The sequence below is a fragment of the Arthrobacter sp. DualSoilB13 genome (assembly GCF_055389195.1).
The window spans coordinates 1,795,376-1,812,125 of the sequence record NZ_AP035865.1 but is presented as its reverse complement, the minus strand read 5'-3'; the positions used below and the strand labels follow the sequence as shown (position 1 = coordinate 1,812,125).

Sequence of the window (16,750 nt, the reverse complement as noted above, 5' to 3'; positions counted from 1 at the left end):
GGTGTCAGCTCCCAAGGATCAGGGTGGAAATGGCGTCGGTGTCGTGGAGTTGGGCGGCAAGAGCGTCCAGGGATTCGTCGACGGCGGCAGCGACTTTCAGCGGTCCGCCTGTACGGCGCAACGCGTCAAGGGTGGGTTTGAGGCGAAGGGAGACCCGGGCGCCGGGCTGGCCGTGGGTGTTGACGGTCAGGATGCCGTGGTCCCGGAGCAGGAGTGCGCCGAGCGCGGATGCCGTTTCGGAGGGCACCAGGGTAGTTCTGTCCTGACCGGCCCGTTGCAGGGCGATGGCGTGGATATCGTCTTCGTGGACCATGGGGCCCAGGTCGCTGCGTTCGACGACCGCGCCGAGGCGGGCTTCGAGGGCGTCGGAGATCTGCTGCCCGGACTGGGATTCGGTCAGTAGGTCCTGCGGGTCAAAGCTTTGCAGGGACCGCAGGGCTCCGGCGGCGATCGGTGCACGTGCTTCGGCGCCGACTTCTGAGGCCTTTGCCGAGGCTGCGGCAACCAGCGGAGGTCGACCGACCAGGATGCCGGCGCGGGGTCCTGCGAGGCCGGCTTTGTCGCAGTTGGTGATGCTGAGGTCAGCTCCGAGTTGCAGCGACGGTGCGCCGCCATGCAGGACGGTCCGAAGGCGTGCACCGTAGGCTTCGTCGAGCAGGACGACGGCACCGTTGGCTTGGGCGAATTTCGCAGCTGCGATGGTGTCCTCATCCTTGAGGCGTTCAAGGCTTGAGGTGACAGTGGTGACAACCACAAGGGCTGGCTGGTGCATTTCGATAAGGTTCCGCCAGTCACCGTCGATGCCGGATTCGAGGCACTGGACCCCGGCGAGCCGGGATCCCCGGGGCAGGGAGGCGTGGGAACGGGCGTTGACGGGAACAATCGAAACCACGGGCTTCCCGGCCGAGAGTGCGCCGATCACGGCGATGATGCCGGCGGTGGTGCGGTTGAATACGGCGGCGGCGTCTTCGGGCCGTCCGCCGAGGTGGCCGATCGCTGCCTGGCGGAGTTCTTCGGCGAACAGGCCAGGACCGACCCATTCCTCGGCGTAGGTTGCCAGGTCTTCGACCCGCAAAGGCAGGTCCCTTTGGTTGCCGGTGTAGACAGCTACGGCGTCGGCCCCGGCAGCCCGGACACGTTCGGCGGCGATGGCCTGTCCGTGGCGGAGGCGGCGGCCTTCGGCGATGCTGGAATCGATGATGGCGCCGCGGGCGTAGCCGACTACCGGGTCGATGGGGTTACCGAACCGGTCGGACTTGGCCGTGGGTGCCGTGGACTGGCTAGCTAACAAAGCGGGGGCCTTTCGTTGCTGCTGGTGTGAAGATGTGGCTGGGTTGGGGTTCGACGGTCAAGGAACGGGTCGCGGTGGTTGCCGCGACGGTTTCCATCAGGGCAATGACGTGCTGGTGGGTGGCCAAGGGGATTCCGTCGGTCTGCAATGCCGATGTTCCTGTGGCGCCGTCCCGGGCACCTGCTTCCAGGCAGGCTTTCAGGAGAACTTCCTCGGCTGCTGCGCTGTGGCAGGCCTCGGGGAGCCGGAAACTTGCTCCCAGCGCTGCGGCCAGGGCGTAGGCGCCCCAGTTGGAGACCGAGGCACTGATGGTTACTTGGGTTTTGGTGACGGTGTAGATGCCCGAGTCGCATCCGGCGCGGCAGGTCCCGTCCCCGGGGAGCCGTTGGGTGATGCGGCGACGGTGGGCGCCGAAGCCGATTTCGTTGCCGCCATCGCCGATGCCGATGGTCAGGATGGACGAGCGGGCGGCAAGGTTGGCCAGGTGGTGGAGCTGGGCGACGTCATCTGCGGAGCGGCAGTCACCCCGTACTCCGTGGAACCGTCCCTGGGTGCCGGGGCCGTCGCGTTCGATGAAGATCGCGGCAGTGGGGTGGTAGAGGGTGATTAGGCGCTGGGCTGCCTGCCGGCCTTCGCGCTCCCCTGGTTCGACCAGTTCAACTTCCGGTTCAAAACCTGGCGGATAGTTCAGTGCCTTGATCGCGGCCCGGACGGCGGGTGCGTGGCGGGCCTCTGTGACCATGACCACCTTGGCGCGGAGGGTCCGGGTGATCGCCCGGGCGAGTGCGGCTGCGCCCATCGGTCCGTCCGTCTCGCCTTGGGGCAACCACGGGCCGATGCCTGCTCCCGTGGCGATCAGGACTGTTGAGTTCGTCGCTACGGATTCGCGTAGTTTCCGTTCGGCGAGTCCGGTCAGGGCCTCCCCGAAAGCATCCCGGCAGGCGCCGTAGAGTCCTGAGACAATCCCAGCTGGTAGCTTGCCATCCGCTGGTCGGATCTCAATAGTCATGATCCGGTCCAGGCTTTCCATGACTGCGGCCAGGTGCCGGTCGTCGGCCACAGGGGCGGCTGTGGGTGCTTCTGCGTGTTGGTGGGATGCTTTCGGGGAGTTACTCATGGTTAGACGTCGATCCGGCTCTTGTAGGTTTCTTTCAGCATGAACGTGCAGGTGACGCTGACTGCCGCAGCGATGATGACGTAGACGGCGACGAACTTCGACTGGCCGGTGGTGCTGACGAGCCAGGCCGCGACCAGCGGTGTGGGGGCGCTGGAGATGATGCCTGAGAGCTGGTAAGCCAGTGAGGATCCGGTGTAGCGGTAACGTGCCGGGTACTGTTCGGCGTAGATGACCGCGTGCAGGGAACCTGTGGATGCGTGGCCGATGCCTAGGCCCAGGATCAGCGCCAGCCAAACCAGCGGTTCGGTGGCGGATTCAAGAAGCCAGAAGAACGGGAAGGCGTAGAGGCCCAGGAACAGCGAACCGGCGCCGTAGACCTTCTTGCGGCCGAAGCGGTCCGAGAGCCAGCCAAAGACGGGCTGGAGGCAGAGGTCCACGGCAGCACCGAGCAGTAGACCGGTCACGGCCCAGGTGCGGGGCAGTTTCAGGGTTTCGGTGACGTAGACCAGGGAGTAGACGGTGATGAGGAAGTAGCCGACGTTCGCTGCGCTCTGCAGGAAGACAAGGTTCAGGGTACGGCGCTTATCGTTGGCGAGGACTTCGCGGATCGGGAGTTTGGCGACCTTGCCTTCTTCCTGGACCTTCTTGAAGGCATCCGGTTCAGTAACGGCAAGGCGAATGTACATGCCCACGACCAGCAACAGAAAGCTCGCCAGGAACGGGATACGCCAGCCCCAGCTGAAGAACGCATCATCGGGCAGGGTGGATACGGCGGCGAACGCGCCGGTGGAAAGCAGCAAGCCTGCGGGAACGCCCATCTGCATGGTGGCTCCAAAGAGGCCGCGGCGTCCGGCCGGTGCGTGCTCGACCGACATCAGTGCAGCACCACCCCATTCACCTCCGAGGGCGAAGCCCTGGAAGACGCGCAGGACAATCAGCAGGATCGGGGCCCAAATGCCGATGGTCTGTTCCTCGGGGATCAAACCGATCAGTCCTGTACACAGTCCCATGATGAGCAGGGTCAGGATCAGCATCTTTTTGCGGCCGAGTTTGTCACCGAAGTGTCCGATGACCACGCCACCGACGGGGCGCAGGAGGAAGGCAACAGCGAAGGTTGCCAGGGAGCTCAGTGTTGCAATGGCTGGCTCCATGTCCGAGAAGAACACCCTCGGAAAGATCAGGGAAGCGGCAGTGCCGTAAAGGAAGTAGTCGTACCATTCGATGGTGGTTCCGATGAAGGAACTGGCTGCTGCCCTGACCGAAACTTTCCCCTTGGTATTGACCGGAACCGGTTCAATGACACCTTGACTGCTCATGGTGGGTCCTTTCGAGTCCAGCCCGGTTGGCCGGATGCTGGGGTTATGCCTGTCCGGCGTCATTGCCGGCCAGATGGGGGGTGGTGCGGCGGGAGAAGGTTGTTGCCGAGTTCTGGGTCCTTCTCCCGCCGGTCTTTCAGAGAGCGATAGTGACGCTCTTGCGCTGGGTGTAGCTTTCGAGGGCTCCCTCGATGGAGTACTCAGCGCCGATACCGCTTTGTTTGCGGCCGCCGTAGGACATGCCCGGGAGCTGTCCGCCAGCGCGGTTGATCTGGACCCATCCGGCGTCGATGTTCTCTGCCATCCGCAGGGCGGTGTTGAGGTCCTGGGTGAAGACATATGCGGCGAGGCCGTAGTGGGTATCATTGGCCCAGGTCACGACCTCTTCTTCGGTCTGCCAGGGGATGGCAACCAAGACGGGACCGAAGACTTCCTCGCGGGCGATCCTCCAGTTGTTGTCCACGCCGGCGATGACCGTCGGGGTCAGCCTCAACGGAGTGTCACCCTCAAGCTTGGTCGAAGGGCCACCGGTGAGGAACTGAGCTCCCTGGTCCGCTGCCTGCTGAACGAAGTCGGAGATTTCTTCGTAGCGGGTGGTGTTGATGACCGCACCCATGTCCGTGGCTTCATCGAGAGCATCCCCGATAACGAGGTCTTCGACGGCGGCGATGACCTTGGGCATGAAGTCATCCCAGATGTCGGCGTGGACGAAGAGCCGGGATCCGGCGGTGCAGGATTGACCCTGGCGTGCGAAGCGCATGGCCGCGACGACGTTCTTGGCCGTTTCCTCGTTGTTGCTGTCAGGGAAGACAACGGCCGGGCTCTTGCCGCCCAGTTCCAGGGTTGCGTGGCCGATGCGGTCGGCGACGGCGTGAAGGACACCGCGCCCGACTTCGCTGGATCCAGTAAAGGAGACCTTGGCGACGTCCGGGTGCTTGGACAGTGCGGCCCCGGCATCCGAGCCGCGGCCGGTGACAACGTTGAGCACACCCGGCGGAAGGATTTCGGCGGCCAGTTCGCAGACTCGGATCACCGCGAGGGGCGCATCTTCTGCCGGCTTGAGGATCAACGTGTTGCCGGTGGCCAAAGCCATGCCGATCTTCACGGCGCCCAGAACCAGTGGTGAGTTCCACGGGATGATCGCAGCGACGACACCGAGCGGGTCGCGGGTGGAGTAACTGAACAGGCCCTGTCCCAGGGGCAAGGTTTCGCCCTTTTGTTCCGAGGCGGTGCCGCCGTAGTAGCGGAGAACCTCAACGGTGGAGGCCACTTCGCCGCGGGACTGGGTGCGGATGGCGTTGCCGGTTTCGGCTGCCAGCAGGCGGGCGATGTCATCGGCGTTTTCAGCAATTGCGTCACCGAGACGGGTCAGGAAGGCGCCACGTTCACGGGCGGGGCGCTGGCGCCAGGTGCGAAAGGCTTCTTGGGCAGAGGAGACGGCACGGTCGACATCCGCTGCGGTGCTGCGTCCGATCACGGCGACGGTGGACCGGTTGCTCGGGTTCTGCACCTCAAGGGTGCCGCCGTCCTTCGGGTCGATCCAATGTCCGTCGATCAGGAGTCCTGTGGTGCCCTTGCTGGGAAGGACGAGGGTGGCCTGGGCATTCATTAGTTGCTCTCCTTGGTGTTCTTGCGCAGCTGCAGACCGAACAGTTCTTCATAGATTTCGTTGACCCCCGTGGAGTCCTGCCCGCCGAGCCCCTTTGCTCGGGCAGCGTTGTAGGTCTGCATGACGAGCTGGCTCACAGGCATCGGGAACTGCCCGAATTCCTTCAGACAGAGGCTGATGTCCTTGTGCATAAGGTCAAGGGCGAACAGCGGCGGTCGTTCCTCGGTGAAGAGCGTCTTGCCGAAGTGGTCCAGCATCTTGCTGCCTGCCAAACCTGCTGTGTACACCTCGGTCAGTGTTTCGAGGTTGCCGCCGGCTTTCACCGCTGCTGCCAGGACTTCACCGGCGGCCACCGTGTTGATGGCAACGAGCATGTTGTGGCTGAGCTTGGTCAACTGGCCGGCTCCGACGGGGCCGCAGTGCACGATCCGCGCTGCCAGCTGCTCGAGGTAAGGACGGACGTTCTCCAAGTCCTGAGAATCCGCGCCGACCATGAGCAAGAGCGTCCCTGCAGCTGCCCCGGCTACACCGCCGCTGACGGGTGAATCGACGAAGCGGCCCCCGTGAGCTTCAACGGTCGCGGCAAGGGAACGTGCGGTTTCGGGATCAACAGTACTGACGTCGACGATCGTCACACCGAAGATCTCGGATGCTAGGACACCGTCCGGGCCCTCGATGGCATCACGGAGGATTGCCGGGTTCGGGAGACTGGTGAAGACGGCCTCCGCGCCTTGGGCTGCTTTGGCAGGCGACGAGGTCGCGATGGCGCCCTGCTGGACAAGGGCCTCAACGGCCTCAGTATTTGGGTCGAAGATTTGAACGGTGTGTCCTGCTTCGAGAAGCCGCGCTGCCATGCCAGATCCCATGCGGCCGACGCCGATAAATGAAAGTGTGGCCATTTTGTGTCTCTTTTCTCGTCCGTACCCTCAGCCGATGGCTGGAGACAACAGATGCTTATGTTTCGACTTCGCCTTCCAAGCGTGCCAAAGCCACGCCGTTTCCAAGCGATAGAGGAAAGTGATGCTTACTTTTCGCGACATTCAATGAGTTGATGCAGATCACATCTTTGCCGCCTGAAAAAAGAGTACGCATCCTCAATAGTCGGCACAAGCTTCTTTTTATTGCAGTAATAGTTAGAAAAACTTTCCTTTTGCCTGCAGCCATACTGCCCATCCGAGGCCGGAGCCGGGCCCGCCGGGTTCTCAACGCGTAAGATAAGGCGGAACATGGGAGGCTGCGTGCGATAGCCAAGGTTTCCCTACCTCCCTACGTCGAGGACCGACCCATACATGATCAACGTCCAGCGTCTACGCCTGCTTCGGGAACTGTCATTTCTGGGGACCATCTCTGCGGTCGCTGACTCGTTGGGCTTGACCAGACCTGCCGTTTCCCAGCAACTTTCCCAACTCGAAAAAGATACTGGGCTGGTACTCGTTGAACGTGCCGGACGCAGCGTCCAACTCACGGGCGCAGGACTGCGCCTCGTCGAACAAAGCCACGAAGTCTTTGAATCACTCGAGCGCATAGACGCCGAAATAGCCGTCTCACGGAACTCCATCTCAGGAGACCTGCGCATCTCAGCTTTTCCATCTTTTGCCTCGACGGTTCTGCCCACGACCATCTCACTCCTGCGTTCCTCGCACCCGCAGCTGAAAGTCTTCATGTTCGAGCACGAACCAGCTGAAGGCATGGTGGACCTCATGACCAAAAGGGCTGACGTTGCAGTCCTGGACAATCTGTCCAGACAAGATCCACGCAACGAAGCAGTGAGCTACCAACCACTGTTCGGAGATGACTTTTATGTTGTCATGTCCGAGAAGCACCCCTTCCGCAAGCTCGATACCGTTCCGTTGGCCCATCTAGCCGAAGAGGAATGGGCGCTGAACAGATCAGCCAGGATCTACCACTCCTCAATCGTGGATGCGTGCCTGGCCGAGGGCTTCAGCCCCAACATCACCTGTGACTGCCGAGATACCACAACAGTGCTGCAGATGGTTCGCGCCGGCCTAGCGATTTCAGTCCTTCCCGGCCTGGCACTCACTGGCCACCAGCAAGGACTCTCAGTCCGACCACTAACACCACTTCTGAAACGCGAAGTCCTATTCGCCACCCTGAAAGGTCGCTCAAGCCACCCTGCGATCCAAGAGTGTTTCCGAGCTATGAGATCGGCATACGCCCGGCGAGTCCAGTCCAGCTTCCGCGGGTTCGCCTTGGATCAAGAAGACGATTCATAGGCAACAGTTTGGCCATGAAGATGCGGCTGCACCCCTGAGGCTTCAGGCCCGTTCTGGAGGGTCATCGCAATACAAGGCTCCTAACTCCACCAACGAGCCGAAACCAAGAACTTTGACGCAGGATCCCGAAGTCATGTTGCGCTCAGTCCCCCAACCATGAAGAGATGTAGGCCAACGACGACCTACCGGACGAACCACGAGAGGAACCCATAGCCCCAGTTCAGAGCAGGCGGAGGGCTCACCAGCCACGACCCTGACCCCGCTCCCCCACAAGAAAACAGGCGACCCGCGGCGCCAGGCTCCCCCCCCCCCCCCCCCCCCCCCCCCCCCCCCCCCGCGGCCAGTGTCAGAGGAACCTGACCACCCAGAATGAACACACGTTAAAGCAAAAACCCCCTCTGACGAGGGGGTTTGCTGTGCCCGAGGTGGGACTCGAACCCACACACCTTTCGATACTGCATTTTGAGTGCAGCGCGTCTGCCAATTCCGCCACTCGGGCGCGGATTACCGGGAAGTTCGCGGTTCACATTCCTGTGAGCAACGCGATCCGTTCCCAGCACGCGGAATTACTCTACATGCAGATAGGCTGTTTCAAAGAATCGGGCGCGCTGATGCAACAAGAACCAGCCATCAATGAGTCCACACTAAGATGGACATGAACCCGCCGAACCTTTTCAAGGAGATCCCGTGACCGAACAGACGGAGTCCACGTCCACAGCCCAGCCGGCCCGACGCGTTGTCGTTGCCGAGGATGAGACCCTCATCCGCCTGGACATTATCGAGATTTTGAAGGGCGAGGGGTACGACGTCGTCGGCGAGGCAGACAATGGCGAGAAAGCGGTGCAGCTGGCCGAGGAATTGAAGCCGGACCTTGTCCTCATGGACGTCAAGATGCCTGTCATGGACGGTATTTCGGCTGCTGAGAAGATCGTCAAGGCACGCATTGCACCTGTTGTCCTTCTGACTGCCTTCAGCCAGAAGGAACTGGTGGAGCGCGCACGCGACGCCGGCGCCATGGCGTACGTCGTCAAGCCGTTCTCCCCCGCGGACCTGATCCCGGCCATCGAGATCGCACTGTCCCGCCATGAGGAGATCAAGGCGCTTGAGAACGAGGTTTCCGACCTCCAGGAGCAGTTCGCTACGCGCAAGCTTGTAGAGCGCGCCAAGAGCCTCCTGACCACCAAGATGGGCTTGACGGAGCCGGAAGCTTTCCGCTGGATCCAGAAGACTTCTATGGACCGTCGCCTCAGCATGCGTGAGGTTGCCGAAACCATCATCAACCAGGTCAACTAACACAAAGCAACGCACGACGGCGGCCGCTCACCTCACCCGAGGTGGGCGGCCGCCGTCGTACTCCCCACAAGCAGTGGTAGTCACCGAGAAACAAAAAAATGCGGGCCCCACCAAAAAGCGGGGCCCGCATTCACATAAGACCGGAAGACTACGCCTTGGTCTTGGACTTCTTCTCAGGCCACGGGCCAACGGGTTCCTTGCGGGAGCCGTCGTCGGTCTTGGAGGTGTCGGCGAGGTCGCCTACCTTGTGGACCTTCAGCGAGTTGGTGGAACCGGCCTGTCCGGGAGGGGAACCGGCAGCGATGACAACCAGGTCGCCTTCGTCCACGAGGTCCATTTCCAGCAGGCTCTTGTCCACCTGTGCGGTCATCTCGTCGGTGTGGCCCACGGAGGGCACCAGGACCGGCTGGATGCCCCAAGTGAGGGCCAGCTGGTTCCAGACGTGCTCAACGGGTGTGAACGCGAAGACCGGCTTGACGGGGCGCAGGCGCGAGAGGCGTCGTGCCGAGTCGCCGGACTGGGTGAAAGTACAGATGTACTTGGCGTCCAGCTGGTCGGCGATTTCGACGGCGGCACGGGTGATGGCGCCACCGCGGGTCTTGGGCTTGGTGCCCAGCGGGGGGACGCGCTCAAGACCGTGGACCTCGGTGGATTCGATGATCCGCGCCATGACCTTGACGGTCTCAATGGGGTACTGGCCCACGGAGGTTTCGCCGGAGAGCATGACTGCGTCGGCGCCGTCGAGAACTGCGTTGGCGCAGTCGGAAGCCTCGGCGCGGGTCGGGCGCGGGTTGTCGATCATGGATTCGAGGACCTGGGTGGCCACGATGACCGGCTTGGCCCAGCGACGTGCCAGTTCGATGGCGCGCTTCTGGACGATCGGGACCTCTTCGAGCGGCAGCTCGACGCCGAGGTCGCCACGGGCAACCATGATGGCATCGAACGCGTCGATGATTTCGTGGAGCTGCTCTACTGCCTGTGGCTTTTCGATCTTGGCGATCACCGGCACGCGGCGGCCTTCTTCGTCCATGATCTCGTGAACGCGCTTGATGTCTGAGGCATCACGGACGAACGAGAGGGCGATCAGGTCTGCGCCGCGCTTGAGGGCCCAACGGAGGTCGTCCTCGTCCTTTTCGCTCAAGGCGGGGACGTTGACGGCTACACCGGGCAGGTTGATGCCCTTGTTGTTGGAAACCTTGCCGCCAACCGTCACGGTGGCAACAACCTTCACGTCGTCAACCTCGATGGCACGCAGTGCCACCTTGCCGTCGTCAATGAGCAGGGCATCGCCTACGTTGACGTCCTCGGTGAGGCTCTTGAGCGTGGTGGAGCAGATGTCCTTGGTACCGGGGACGTCCTCGGTGGTGATGGTGAAGGTATCGCCGACAGCCAGTTCGTGGGGGCCGTCGACAAAGCGGCCCAGGCGGATCTTGGGTCCCTGGAGGTCAGCCATGATGGCAACCGGCTTGCCCAGCTGTGCCGCAGCCTTGCGGACGTTCTCGTAGGTGTTGTCGTGCACGGAGTAGTCGCCGTGGCTCATGTTCATGCGAGCAACGTCGACGCCGGCCTCCAGCACCGCGAGGGTGTTCTCGAAGCTGGAGATAGCCGGGCCGAAAGTTGCCACAATTTTCGCGCGTCTCATATACCTACCCTAAGTAGTCATGCTGATTGAGTAAAAGAAACGTTCCTGCCGGCGCTATAAGACCGCTATCGCCCGGTCGGTGGGGGCGACCGGTGCCGGGAGAATGGTGCTTCCCATCAGGAACCTGTCCACTGCGGCCGCGCAAGCACGGCCTTCCGCAATGGCCCACACAATCAGTGACTGGCCACGTCCGGCATCGCCGGCAACAAACACTCCCTCGGTGTTCGTCATGTAGTAGCCGTCGCGGGCAACGTTGCCCCGACTGTCGAACTCTGCGCTGACCTGCTCAGTGATACCTGCCGGCTCAGCACCGGTAAAGCCCAGGCTCAAGAACACAAGGTCAGCTGGAATGATGCGTTCTGTACCGGCTTTGGGCAGGCGCTTGCCGTCCACAAACTCGGTTTCAGCAACTTTAACGCCGGTGAGTTTGCCGTTTTCGCCAACGAACTCAACGGTTGATGCAAGGTAGGTACGCTCTCCACCTTCTTCGTGGGCGCTGGCGACCTCGAACAGGGTGGGGAACGTCGGCCACGGCTGGTGGGCGGCTCGTTCGGCCGGCGGCTGCTGGCCGATGGCGAGCGTGGTCACCGATGCTGCCTGATGGCGGTGTGCGGTGCCGATGCAGTCAGCACCGGTATCGCCACCACCCAGGATGACAACGTGCTTGCCACGGGCGTCGATGTGGTTTTCGGGGCTCTCCCCCGCGACGACTCGGTTAGAAGGGACCAGGTAGTCCATGGCGAAGTGCACGCCGTCAAGGTCGCGGCCCGGGATGGGGAGGTCGCGCGGGACGGTGGCCCCGGTTGCGACCACCACGGCGTCATACCGGCGGCGCAGCTGCTCCCACGTGACATCCGTACCAACGGCAACGCCGGTCCGGAAGCGGGTGCCTTCGGCCTTCATCTGCTCAAGGCGGCGGTCAACCTGTTCCTTCTCCATCTTGAAGTCGGGGATGCCGTAGCGGAGCAAGCCGCCAATCTTGTCGTCGCGTTCGTACACAGCAACGGTGTGGCCCACACGGGTCAGCTGCTGCGCCACAGCCAGGCCTGCAGGGCCGGAACCCACCACAGCCACCGTCTTGCCGGTGAGGCGAGTCGGCGGAAGGGGCTGGACCCAGTCGTTATCGAAGGCTTGGTCGATGATGGAGACCTCGACCTGCTTGATGGTCACGGCAGGCTGGTTGATGCCCAGCACACAGGACGCTTCGCAGGGTGCAGGGCACAGGCGGCCGGTGAACTCCGGGAAGTTGTTGGTGGCGTGAAGGCGCTCAATCGCTTCTTCACCCTTGTCCCGCCACACGAGGTCGTTCCACTCGGGAATGAGGTTACCCAGCGGGCAGCCCTGGTGGCAGAACGGAACACCGCAGTCCATGCAGCGGCCGGCCTGGCTCTTCAGGACGCCCTTTTCCTGGGCTTCGTACACTTCTTTCCAGTCCATGATGCGGACGGGAACGGGACGGCGTGGCTGCGTCTCGCGCTGCCGGACTTTCAGAAATCCGCGTGGATCAGCCACCGGTTACCTCCAGGATTCGAGACCATACTTCTTCGCCATCGGGGTCAAGGCCCTCTTCGATGGCGTCAAGACGGGTTTGCAGGACTGCGGCGTAATCGCGCGGCAGCACTTTGGTGATGCGGGCGGCGGTGTCGTCGAAGTTTTCGAGCAGACGGCCGGCCAGGACGGATTCGGTTTCTTCAAGGTGCTTGGTGAGCAGACCATGGACAATGTCGCGGTCCTCGGCATCGAGCTCCAGGAGCTGAAGTTCACCGGTATCGAGGGCCATCTTGTTGACGCGCTCAGGCTGCAGGTCCAGCACGTAGGCGGTTCCACCGGACATGCCGGCACCGAAGTTACGGCCCGTGCGGCCGATAATCAGCGTCTGGCCACCGGTCATGTATTCGCAACCGTGATCGCCAATGCCTTCGACGACGGCGGTGGCACCGGAGTTACGCACCAGGAAGCGTTCACCAACCTGGCCCCGCAGGAACATTTCACCGCTGGTAGCGCCGTAACCTATGACGTTGCCGGCAATGACATTCCGCTCTGCCTGGAACACGTTGGTGCGGTCCGGGCGGACGATGATTCGGCCGCCGGAGAGACCCTTGCCAACGTAGTCGTTGGAATCGCCGAACATACGCAGGGTAATGCCCGCGGGGAGGAACGCTCCGAGTGACTGGCCTGCGGTGCCGTTGAGCGTGACGTCGATGGTGTCGGTCGCCAGGACATCGATGCCGAAGGTCTTGGTCACCACGTGGCCGAGCATCGTTCCCACGGAACGGTCCGTGTTGATGACGTCCAGGGTGATCTTGACGGGCATGCGGTCGCTGAGCGCTTCCTGGGCCATGGTGATCAGCCGCTGGTCGAAGTGCTTGTCCAGCTCGTGGTTCTGGCCGGTCATGTTGCGCAGCGGCACGTCGTCGTCGAACTCCAACCCGTGCAGGATGGGGTCCAGGTCCAGCCCTTCGGCCTTCCAGTGGTTGATCGCTTCGCGGGTATCCAGGACCTCGGCGTGGCCAATGGCCTCTTCCAGGCTGCGGAAACCAAGCTCGGCAAGGATTTCGCGGACTTCTTCTGCGAGGAACTCGAAAAAGTTGACCACGAACTCGGGCTTGCCGTTGAACCGGGAGCGAAGCTCGGGGTTCTGCGTGGCAACACCAACAGGACAGGTATCCAGGTGGCAGACGCGCATCATGATGCAGCCCGAAACCACCAACGGAGCAGTCGCGAAGCCATACTCTTCGCCGCCCAGAAGGGCCGCAATGACAACGTCGCGGCCGGTCTTGAGCTGCCCGTCAACCTGAACCACCACGCGGTCGCGGAGACCGTTGAGCATCAAGGTCTGCTGGGTCTCGGCGAGGCCAAGTTCCCACGGCACGCCCGCGTGCTTGAGCGAGTTCAGCGGCGAGGCGCCGGTACCGCCGTCGTGACCTGAAACAAGCACGACGTCGGCCTTCGCCTTGGTGACGCCGGACGCCACCGTGCCGATCCCGACTTCCGAAACCAGCTTGACGTGAACACGGGCCGAAGGGTTGGCGCGCTTGGCATCGTAGATGAGCTGCGCGAGGTCTTCGATCGAGTAGATGTCGTGGTGCGGGGGCGGCGAAATGAGTCCAACGCCGGGAGTGGAGTGCCGTGTCCGGGCTACCCAGGGGTAGACCTTCTGCGCCATCAGCTGGCCGCCTTCGCCGGGCTTTGCACCCTGGGCCATCTTGATCTGGATGTCCTCGGCGTTGGTCAGGTACAAGCTGGTGACGCCGAAGCGACCAGAGGCAATCTGCTTGATGGCCGAGCGCCGCTCAGGATCCAGCAGGCGATCAACGTCCTCGCCACCCTCGCCCGTGTTGGACTTGCCACCCAAACGGTTCATGGCGATAGCAAGTGTCTCGTGGGCTTCCTGCGAGATGGAGCCATAGCTCATGGCACCCGTGGAGAAACGCTTGACGATGCTGGAGACAGGCTCCACTTCCTCCAGCGGAACTGCCGGACGGACACCGTCCTTGAACTTGAGGAGCCCGCGGAGGGTCATCAGGTTCTCGGACTGATCGTCAATGCCCTTGGTGTAGGACTTGAAGATGTCGTAGCGGCGTTCGCGGGTGGCGTGCTGCAGGCGGAAAACCGTCTCCGGGTTGAAGAGGTGCGGTTCGCCGTCGCGGCGCCACTGGTACTCGCCGCCGCCCAGCAACGGCTGGTGCGGGTGCTCGATGCCACCTTCGGGGTACGCCATCTGGTGACGTGCCGAAACTTCGGCTGCGATGACATCCAGGCCGACGCCGCCCAGCTGGGAGTGCGTACCTGAGAAGAATTCGTCCACGAGTTCCTGGGACAGGCCCAGTGCTTCGAAGGTCTGGGCGCCCGTGTAGGAAGCCACAGTGGAAATGCCCATCTTGGACATAATCTTCAAGACGCCCTTGCCCAGGCCCTTGATGAGGTTGTAGACACCATCTTCGGCGGTGACGCCAGTGACGTCACCATTGGAGATCAGCTGCTCCACCGATTCCATGGCCAGGTACGGGTTGACGGCGGATGCGCCGTAACCGATGAGAACTGCCACATGGTGTGTCTCGCGAACGTCTCCGGCCTCAACGACCAGGGCGGTCTTGGTGCGGTTCGCGCTGCGGAGCAGGTGGTGGTGAACGGCGCTGACCAGCAGGAGCGAAGGAATCGGGGCCCATTGCGCGTTCGAGTCGCGGTCGGACAGCACAACGTACTGCACGCCGCGGTTGATCGCGCCGGAAACCTGTTCGCAGATCTCCGTCAGACGTGCACGCAGTGCCGCTTCTCCACCCTCGGGGCGGTAAAGGCCACGAACCTTCATGGCGATGCGATCGCCGTCGGGGGTTTCGATGTTCGCGATCTTGGCGAGCTGATCGTTGTTGATCACCGGGAACGGCAGCGAGATCTGCGGCTGGCGGACCTGCTTGCCGTCCAGGAGGTTGCCGTTGGGACCAATGGCACATTTCAGCGAGGTGACCAGCTCTTCGCGGATAGCATCCAGCGGCGGGTTGGTGACCTGGGCGAAGGACTGCACGAAGTAGTCGAACAGCAGGCGTGGGCGCTTGGAGAGCACAGCCACCGGGGTGTCCGAGCCCATGGCACCCAAGGGCTCGGCGCCGGTGCGGGACATCGGTCCGAGCAGGATCTTCAGCTCTTCGGTGGTGTAGCCAAAGGTCCGCTGGCGGATGTTTACCGAAGCGGCCGTGTGGACCACGTGCTCACGCTCGGGAAGCTCGTTGATGTCGATCAGGTTGTCCTTGAGCCAATCGGCCCAGGGGTTGGCCCCGGCAATTTCAGCCTTGACCTCGGTGTCGTCAATGATGCGTCCGGCTTCGGTGTCCACCAGGAACATCTTGCCCGGGGCTACGCGGCCTTTCTTGACCACGTTGGAAGGCTCAACCTCAATGACACCAACTTCGGAAGCGAAGATGATGAGGCCGTCTTCGGTGATCCAGTACCGTCCCGGGCGCAGGCCATTGCGGTCCAGTGTTGCGCCAACGAGGCTGCCGTCGGTGAAGGACACAGCGGCAGGACCGTCCCACGGCTCCATGAGCAGGGAGTGGTATTCGTAGAACGCACGGCGCGCGGGATCCATGGTGGCGTGGTTCTCCCATGCCTCCGGGATCATCATCATGATCGAGTGCGTGATCGGACGGCCGGAGAGCCAGAGGAGCTCGGCCACCTCATCGAAGGAGGCAGAGTCCGAGGCGCCCGGGGTACAAATCGGGTAAAGCTCCTCGGGCACCGAACCCAGCAGGGGGCTGGCCAACTGCGACTGGCGGGCACGCATCCAGTTGCGGTTGCCCTTGACCGTGTTGATCTCACCGTTGTGGGCGATGGTGCGGAACGGCTGCGCCAACGGCCAGGACGGGAACGTGTTGGTGGAGAAGCGTGAGTGGACGATCGCAAGCTTCGTCTTGAACCGCTTGTCCGAAAGGTCCGGGTAGAACGGCTCCAGCTGTGCGGTGGTCAGCATGCCCTTGTACACAATGGTGCGCGAGGACAGCGACGGGAAGTAGACACCGAACTTGTTCTGGGCGCGCTTTCGGATACGCCAGGCACGGGAGTCCAGTTCATTGGGCTCAAGGCTTTCACCGGTGGCCGAAGCGAAGAACGGCTGCGAGAAGTACGGCATGCAGGCCCGCGCCATGGCGCCGACCAGGTCTGCAACCACCGGGACCTCACGCCATCCGAGGACTGTGAGCCCCTCATCAGCGGCGAGGGCTTCGATACCGGCTTTGGCGTTGTCAGCTTCACGGGACTCAGCTGGAAGGAAGGCGGTGCCCACCACATACTGGCCCGGAGCAGGCAGTTCGAATTCGGTGACGGCCCGGAAGAACTCGTCCGGGACCTGCATCAGCAAGCCCGCACCGTCGCCGGTACCTTCGTCGGCGCCCACGGCGCCGCGGTGTTCGAGATTGCGGAGGGCGGTCAGCGCCGCTTCCACGATGTCGTATCCCGGTTCCCCGCGGAGCGTGGCAATAATAGCCAGGCCGCAGGCGTCCTTCTCCTTATCAGGGTTGTAAAGACCCTGAGCCTCCGGGAGCGCGGCAAAGCGCTTGAACGGAGACATGGCACCCTGAGGTTCGATATTTTCGGACCAACCGGGGTTATGAAGATGGGTCATGGGAGACGTCCTTCCTCGAGATCGTGCGTATGGAAGGGACAACGTTGGCCCCACCTTGCCTGCCCTGTGACGGGCACAACAAAGCGCTAGTAATTGGAATTGTAGGCCAGCCGATCCAGCGCAACGAACA

Annotated in this window: 10 protein-coding genes and 1 tRNA gene; 2 read left to right on the top strand and 9 right to left on the bottom strand. The window is 62.6% G+C overall.

Going from position 1 to position 16,750, the window contains the following annotated elements; genetic code table 11:
* Positions 1-4: 4 nt before the first annotated feature.
* The 5 genes from ACZ5J0_RS08405 to ACZ5J0_RS08385 all read right to left on the bottom strand — a co-directional run bounded on the left by ACZ5J0_RS08405 (position 5) and on the right by ACZ5J0_RS08385 (position 6,232).
* Positions 5-1,291, bottom strand: coding sequence for a PLP-dependent aminotransferase family protein (locus ACZ5J0_RS08405; RefSeq protein WP_464094556.1), 1,287 nt, complete (start codon positions 1,289-1,291; stop codon positions 5-7).
* A complete protein-coding gene (locus ACZ5J0_RS08400; RefSeq protein WP_082924725.1) occupies positions 1,281-2,408 on the bottom strand; it encodes a glutamate cyclase domain-containing protein in 1,128 nt (375 codons plus the stop codon). Before ACZ5J0_RS08400 ends, ACZ5J0_RS08405 begins: the two co-directional genes overlap by 11 nt.
* A 2-nt stretch (positions 2,409-2,410) precedes the next feature.
* Complete coding sequence (locus ACZ5J0_RS08395) at positions 2,411-3,724, bottom strand: MFS transporter (protein WP_464094555.1); 1,314 nt, start codon at positions 3,722-3,724, stop codon at positions 2,411-2,413.
* 136 nt (positions 3,725-3,860) lie between these two features.
* Positions 3,861-5,333, bottom strand: coding sequence for an aldehyde dehydrogenase family protein (locus tag ACZ5J0_RS08390; protein ID WP_464094554.1), 1,473 nt, complete (start codon positions 5,331-5,333; stop codon positions 3,861-3,863).
* Entirely contained in the window at positions 5,333-6,232 is a 900-nt protein-coding gene (locus ACZ5J0_RS08385; protein WP_464094553.1) for an NAD(P)-dependent oxidoreductase, read from the bottom strand. The genes ACZ5J0_RS08390 and ACZ5J0_RS08385 overlap by 1 nt, the downstream gene beginning before the upstream one ends.
* Positions 6,233-6,622: 390 nt before the next feature.
* Between ACZ5J0_RS08385 and ACZ5J0_RS08380 the strand changes: the two genes are divergently transcribed.
* The gene (locus tag ACZ5J0_RS08380) at positions 6,623-7,567 is read left to right on the top strand and encodes a LysR family transcriptional regulator (protein WP_464094552.1); all 945 of its coding nucleotides are present in this window, start codon (positions 6,623-6,625) and stop codon (positions 7,565-7,567) included.
* 417 nt (positions 7,568-7,984) lie between these two features.
* Here the strand turns inward: ACZ5J0_RS08380 and ACZ5J0_RS08375 are convergent.
* Positions 7,985-8,066, bottom strand: a tRNA-Leu gene (locus ACZ5J0_RS08375).
* A 188-nt stretch (positions 8,067-8,254) separates the two neighbouring features.
* On the opposite strand from ACZ5J0_RS08375, the gene ACZ5J0_RS08370 reads away from it, so the two are divergent.
* A complete protein-coding gene (locus tag ACZ5J0_RS08370; protein ID WP_011774540.1) occupies positions 8,255-8,860 on the top strand; it encodes an ANTAR domain-containing response regulator in 606 nt (201 codons plus the stop codon).
* Positions 8,861-9,008: 148 nt separating this feature from the next.
* Here ACZ5J0_RS08370 and pyk read toward each other — a convergent pair whose 3' ends face one another.
* Genes pyk through gltB form a run of 3 tightly spaced genes read right to left on the bottom strand, consistent with a single transcriptional unit; the run spans position 9,009 to position 16,620 of the window.
* The gene (pyk, locus tag ACZ5J0_RS08365; protein WP_142939414.1) at positions 9,009-10,502 is read right to left on the bottom strand and encodes a pyruvate kinase; all 1,494 of its coding nucleotides are present in this window, start codon (positions 10,500-10,502) and stop codon (positions 9,009-9,011) included.
* A 54-nt stretch (positions 10,503-10,556) separates the two neighbouring features.
* Positions 10,557-12,014 carry a glutamate synthase subunit beta gene (locus tag ACZ5J0_RS08360; RefSeq protein WP_223942335.1) on the bottom strand — a complete coding sequence of 486 codons (1,458 nt, stop codon included), beginning with the start codon at positions 12,012-12,014 and terminating at the stop codon, positions 10,557-10,559.
* Entirely contained in the window at positions 12,007-16,620 is a 4,614-nt protein-coding gene (gene gltB, locus ACZ5J0_RS08355; RefSeq protein ID WP_223942334.1) for a glutamate synthase large subunit, read from the bottom strand. Before gltB ends, ACZ5J0_RS08360 begins: the two co-directional genes overlap by 8 nt.
* Positions 16,621-16,750 lie beyond the last annotated feature (130 nt).

What these genes read in the sequence shown, in the direction of transcription:
- pyk (WP_142939414.1), bottom strand. Translation starts at nt 10,502, where the DNA reads ATGAGACGCGCGAAAATTGTGGCAACTTTCGGCCCGGCTATCTCCAGC.
- ACZ5J0_RS08400 (WP_082924725.1), bottom strand. Translation starts at nt 2,408, where the DNA reads ATGAGTAACTCCCCGAAAGCATCCCACCAACACGCAGAAGCACCCACA.
- ACZ5J0_RS08395 (WP_464094555.1), bottom strand. Translation starts at nt 3,724, where the DNA reads ATGAGCAGTCAAGGTGTCATTGAACCGGTTCCGGTCAATACCAAGGGG.
- ACZ5J0_RS08390 (WP_464094554.1), bottom strand. Translation starts at nt 5,333, where the DNA reads ATGAATGCCCAGGCCACCCTCGTCCTTCCCAGCAAGGGCACCACAGGA.
- ACZ5J0_RS08385 (WP_464094553.1), bottom strand. Translation starts at nt 6,232, where the DNA reads ATGGCCACACTTTCATTTATCGGCGTCGGCCGCATGGGATCTGGCATG.
- gltB (WP_223942334.1), bottom strand. Translation starts at nt 16,620, where the DNA reads ATGACCCATCTTCATAACCCCGGTTGGTCCGAAAATATCGAACCTCAG.
- ACZ5J0_RS08380 (WP_464094552.1), top strand. Translation starts at nt 6,623, where the DNA reads ATGATCAACGTCCAGCGTCTACGCCTGCTTCGGGAACTGTCATTTCTG.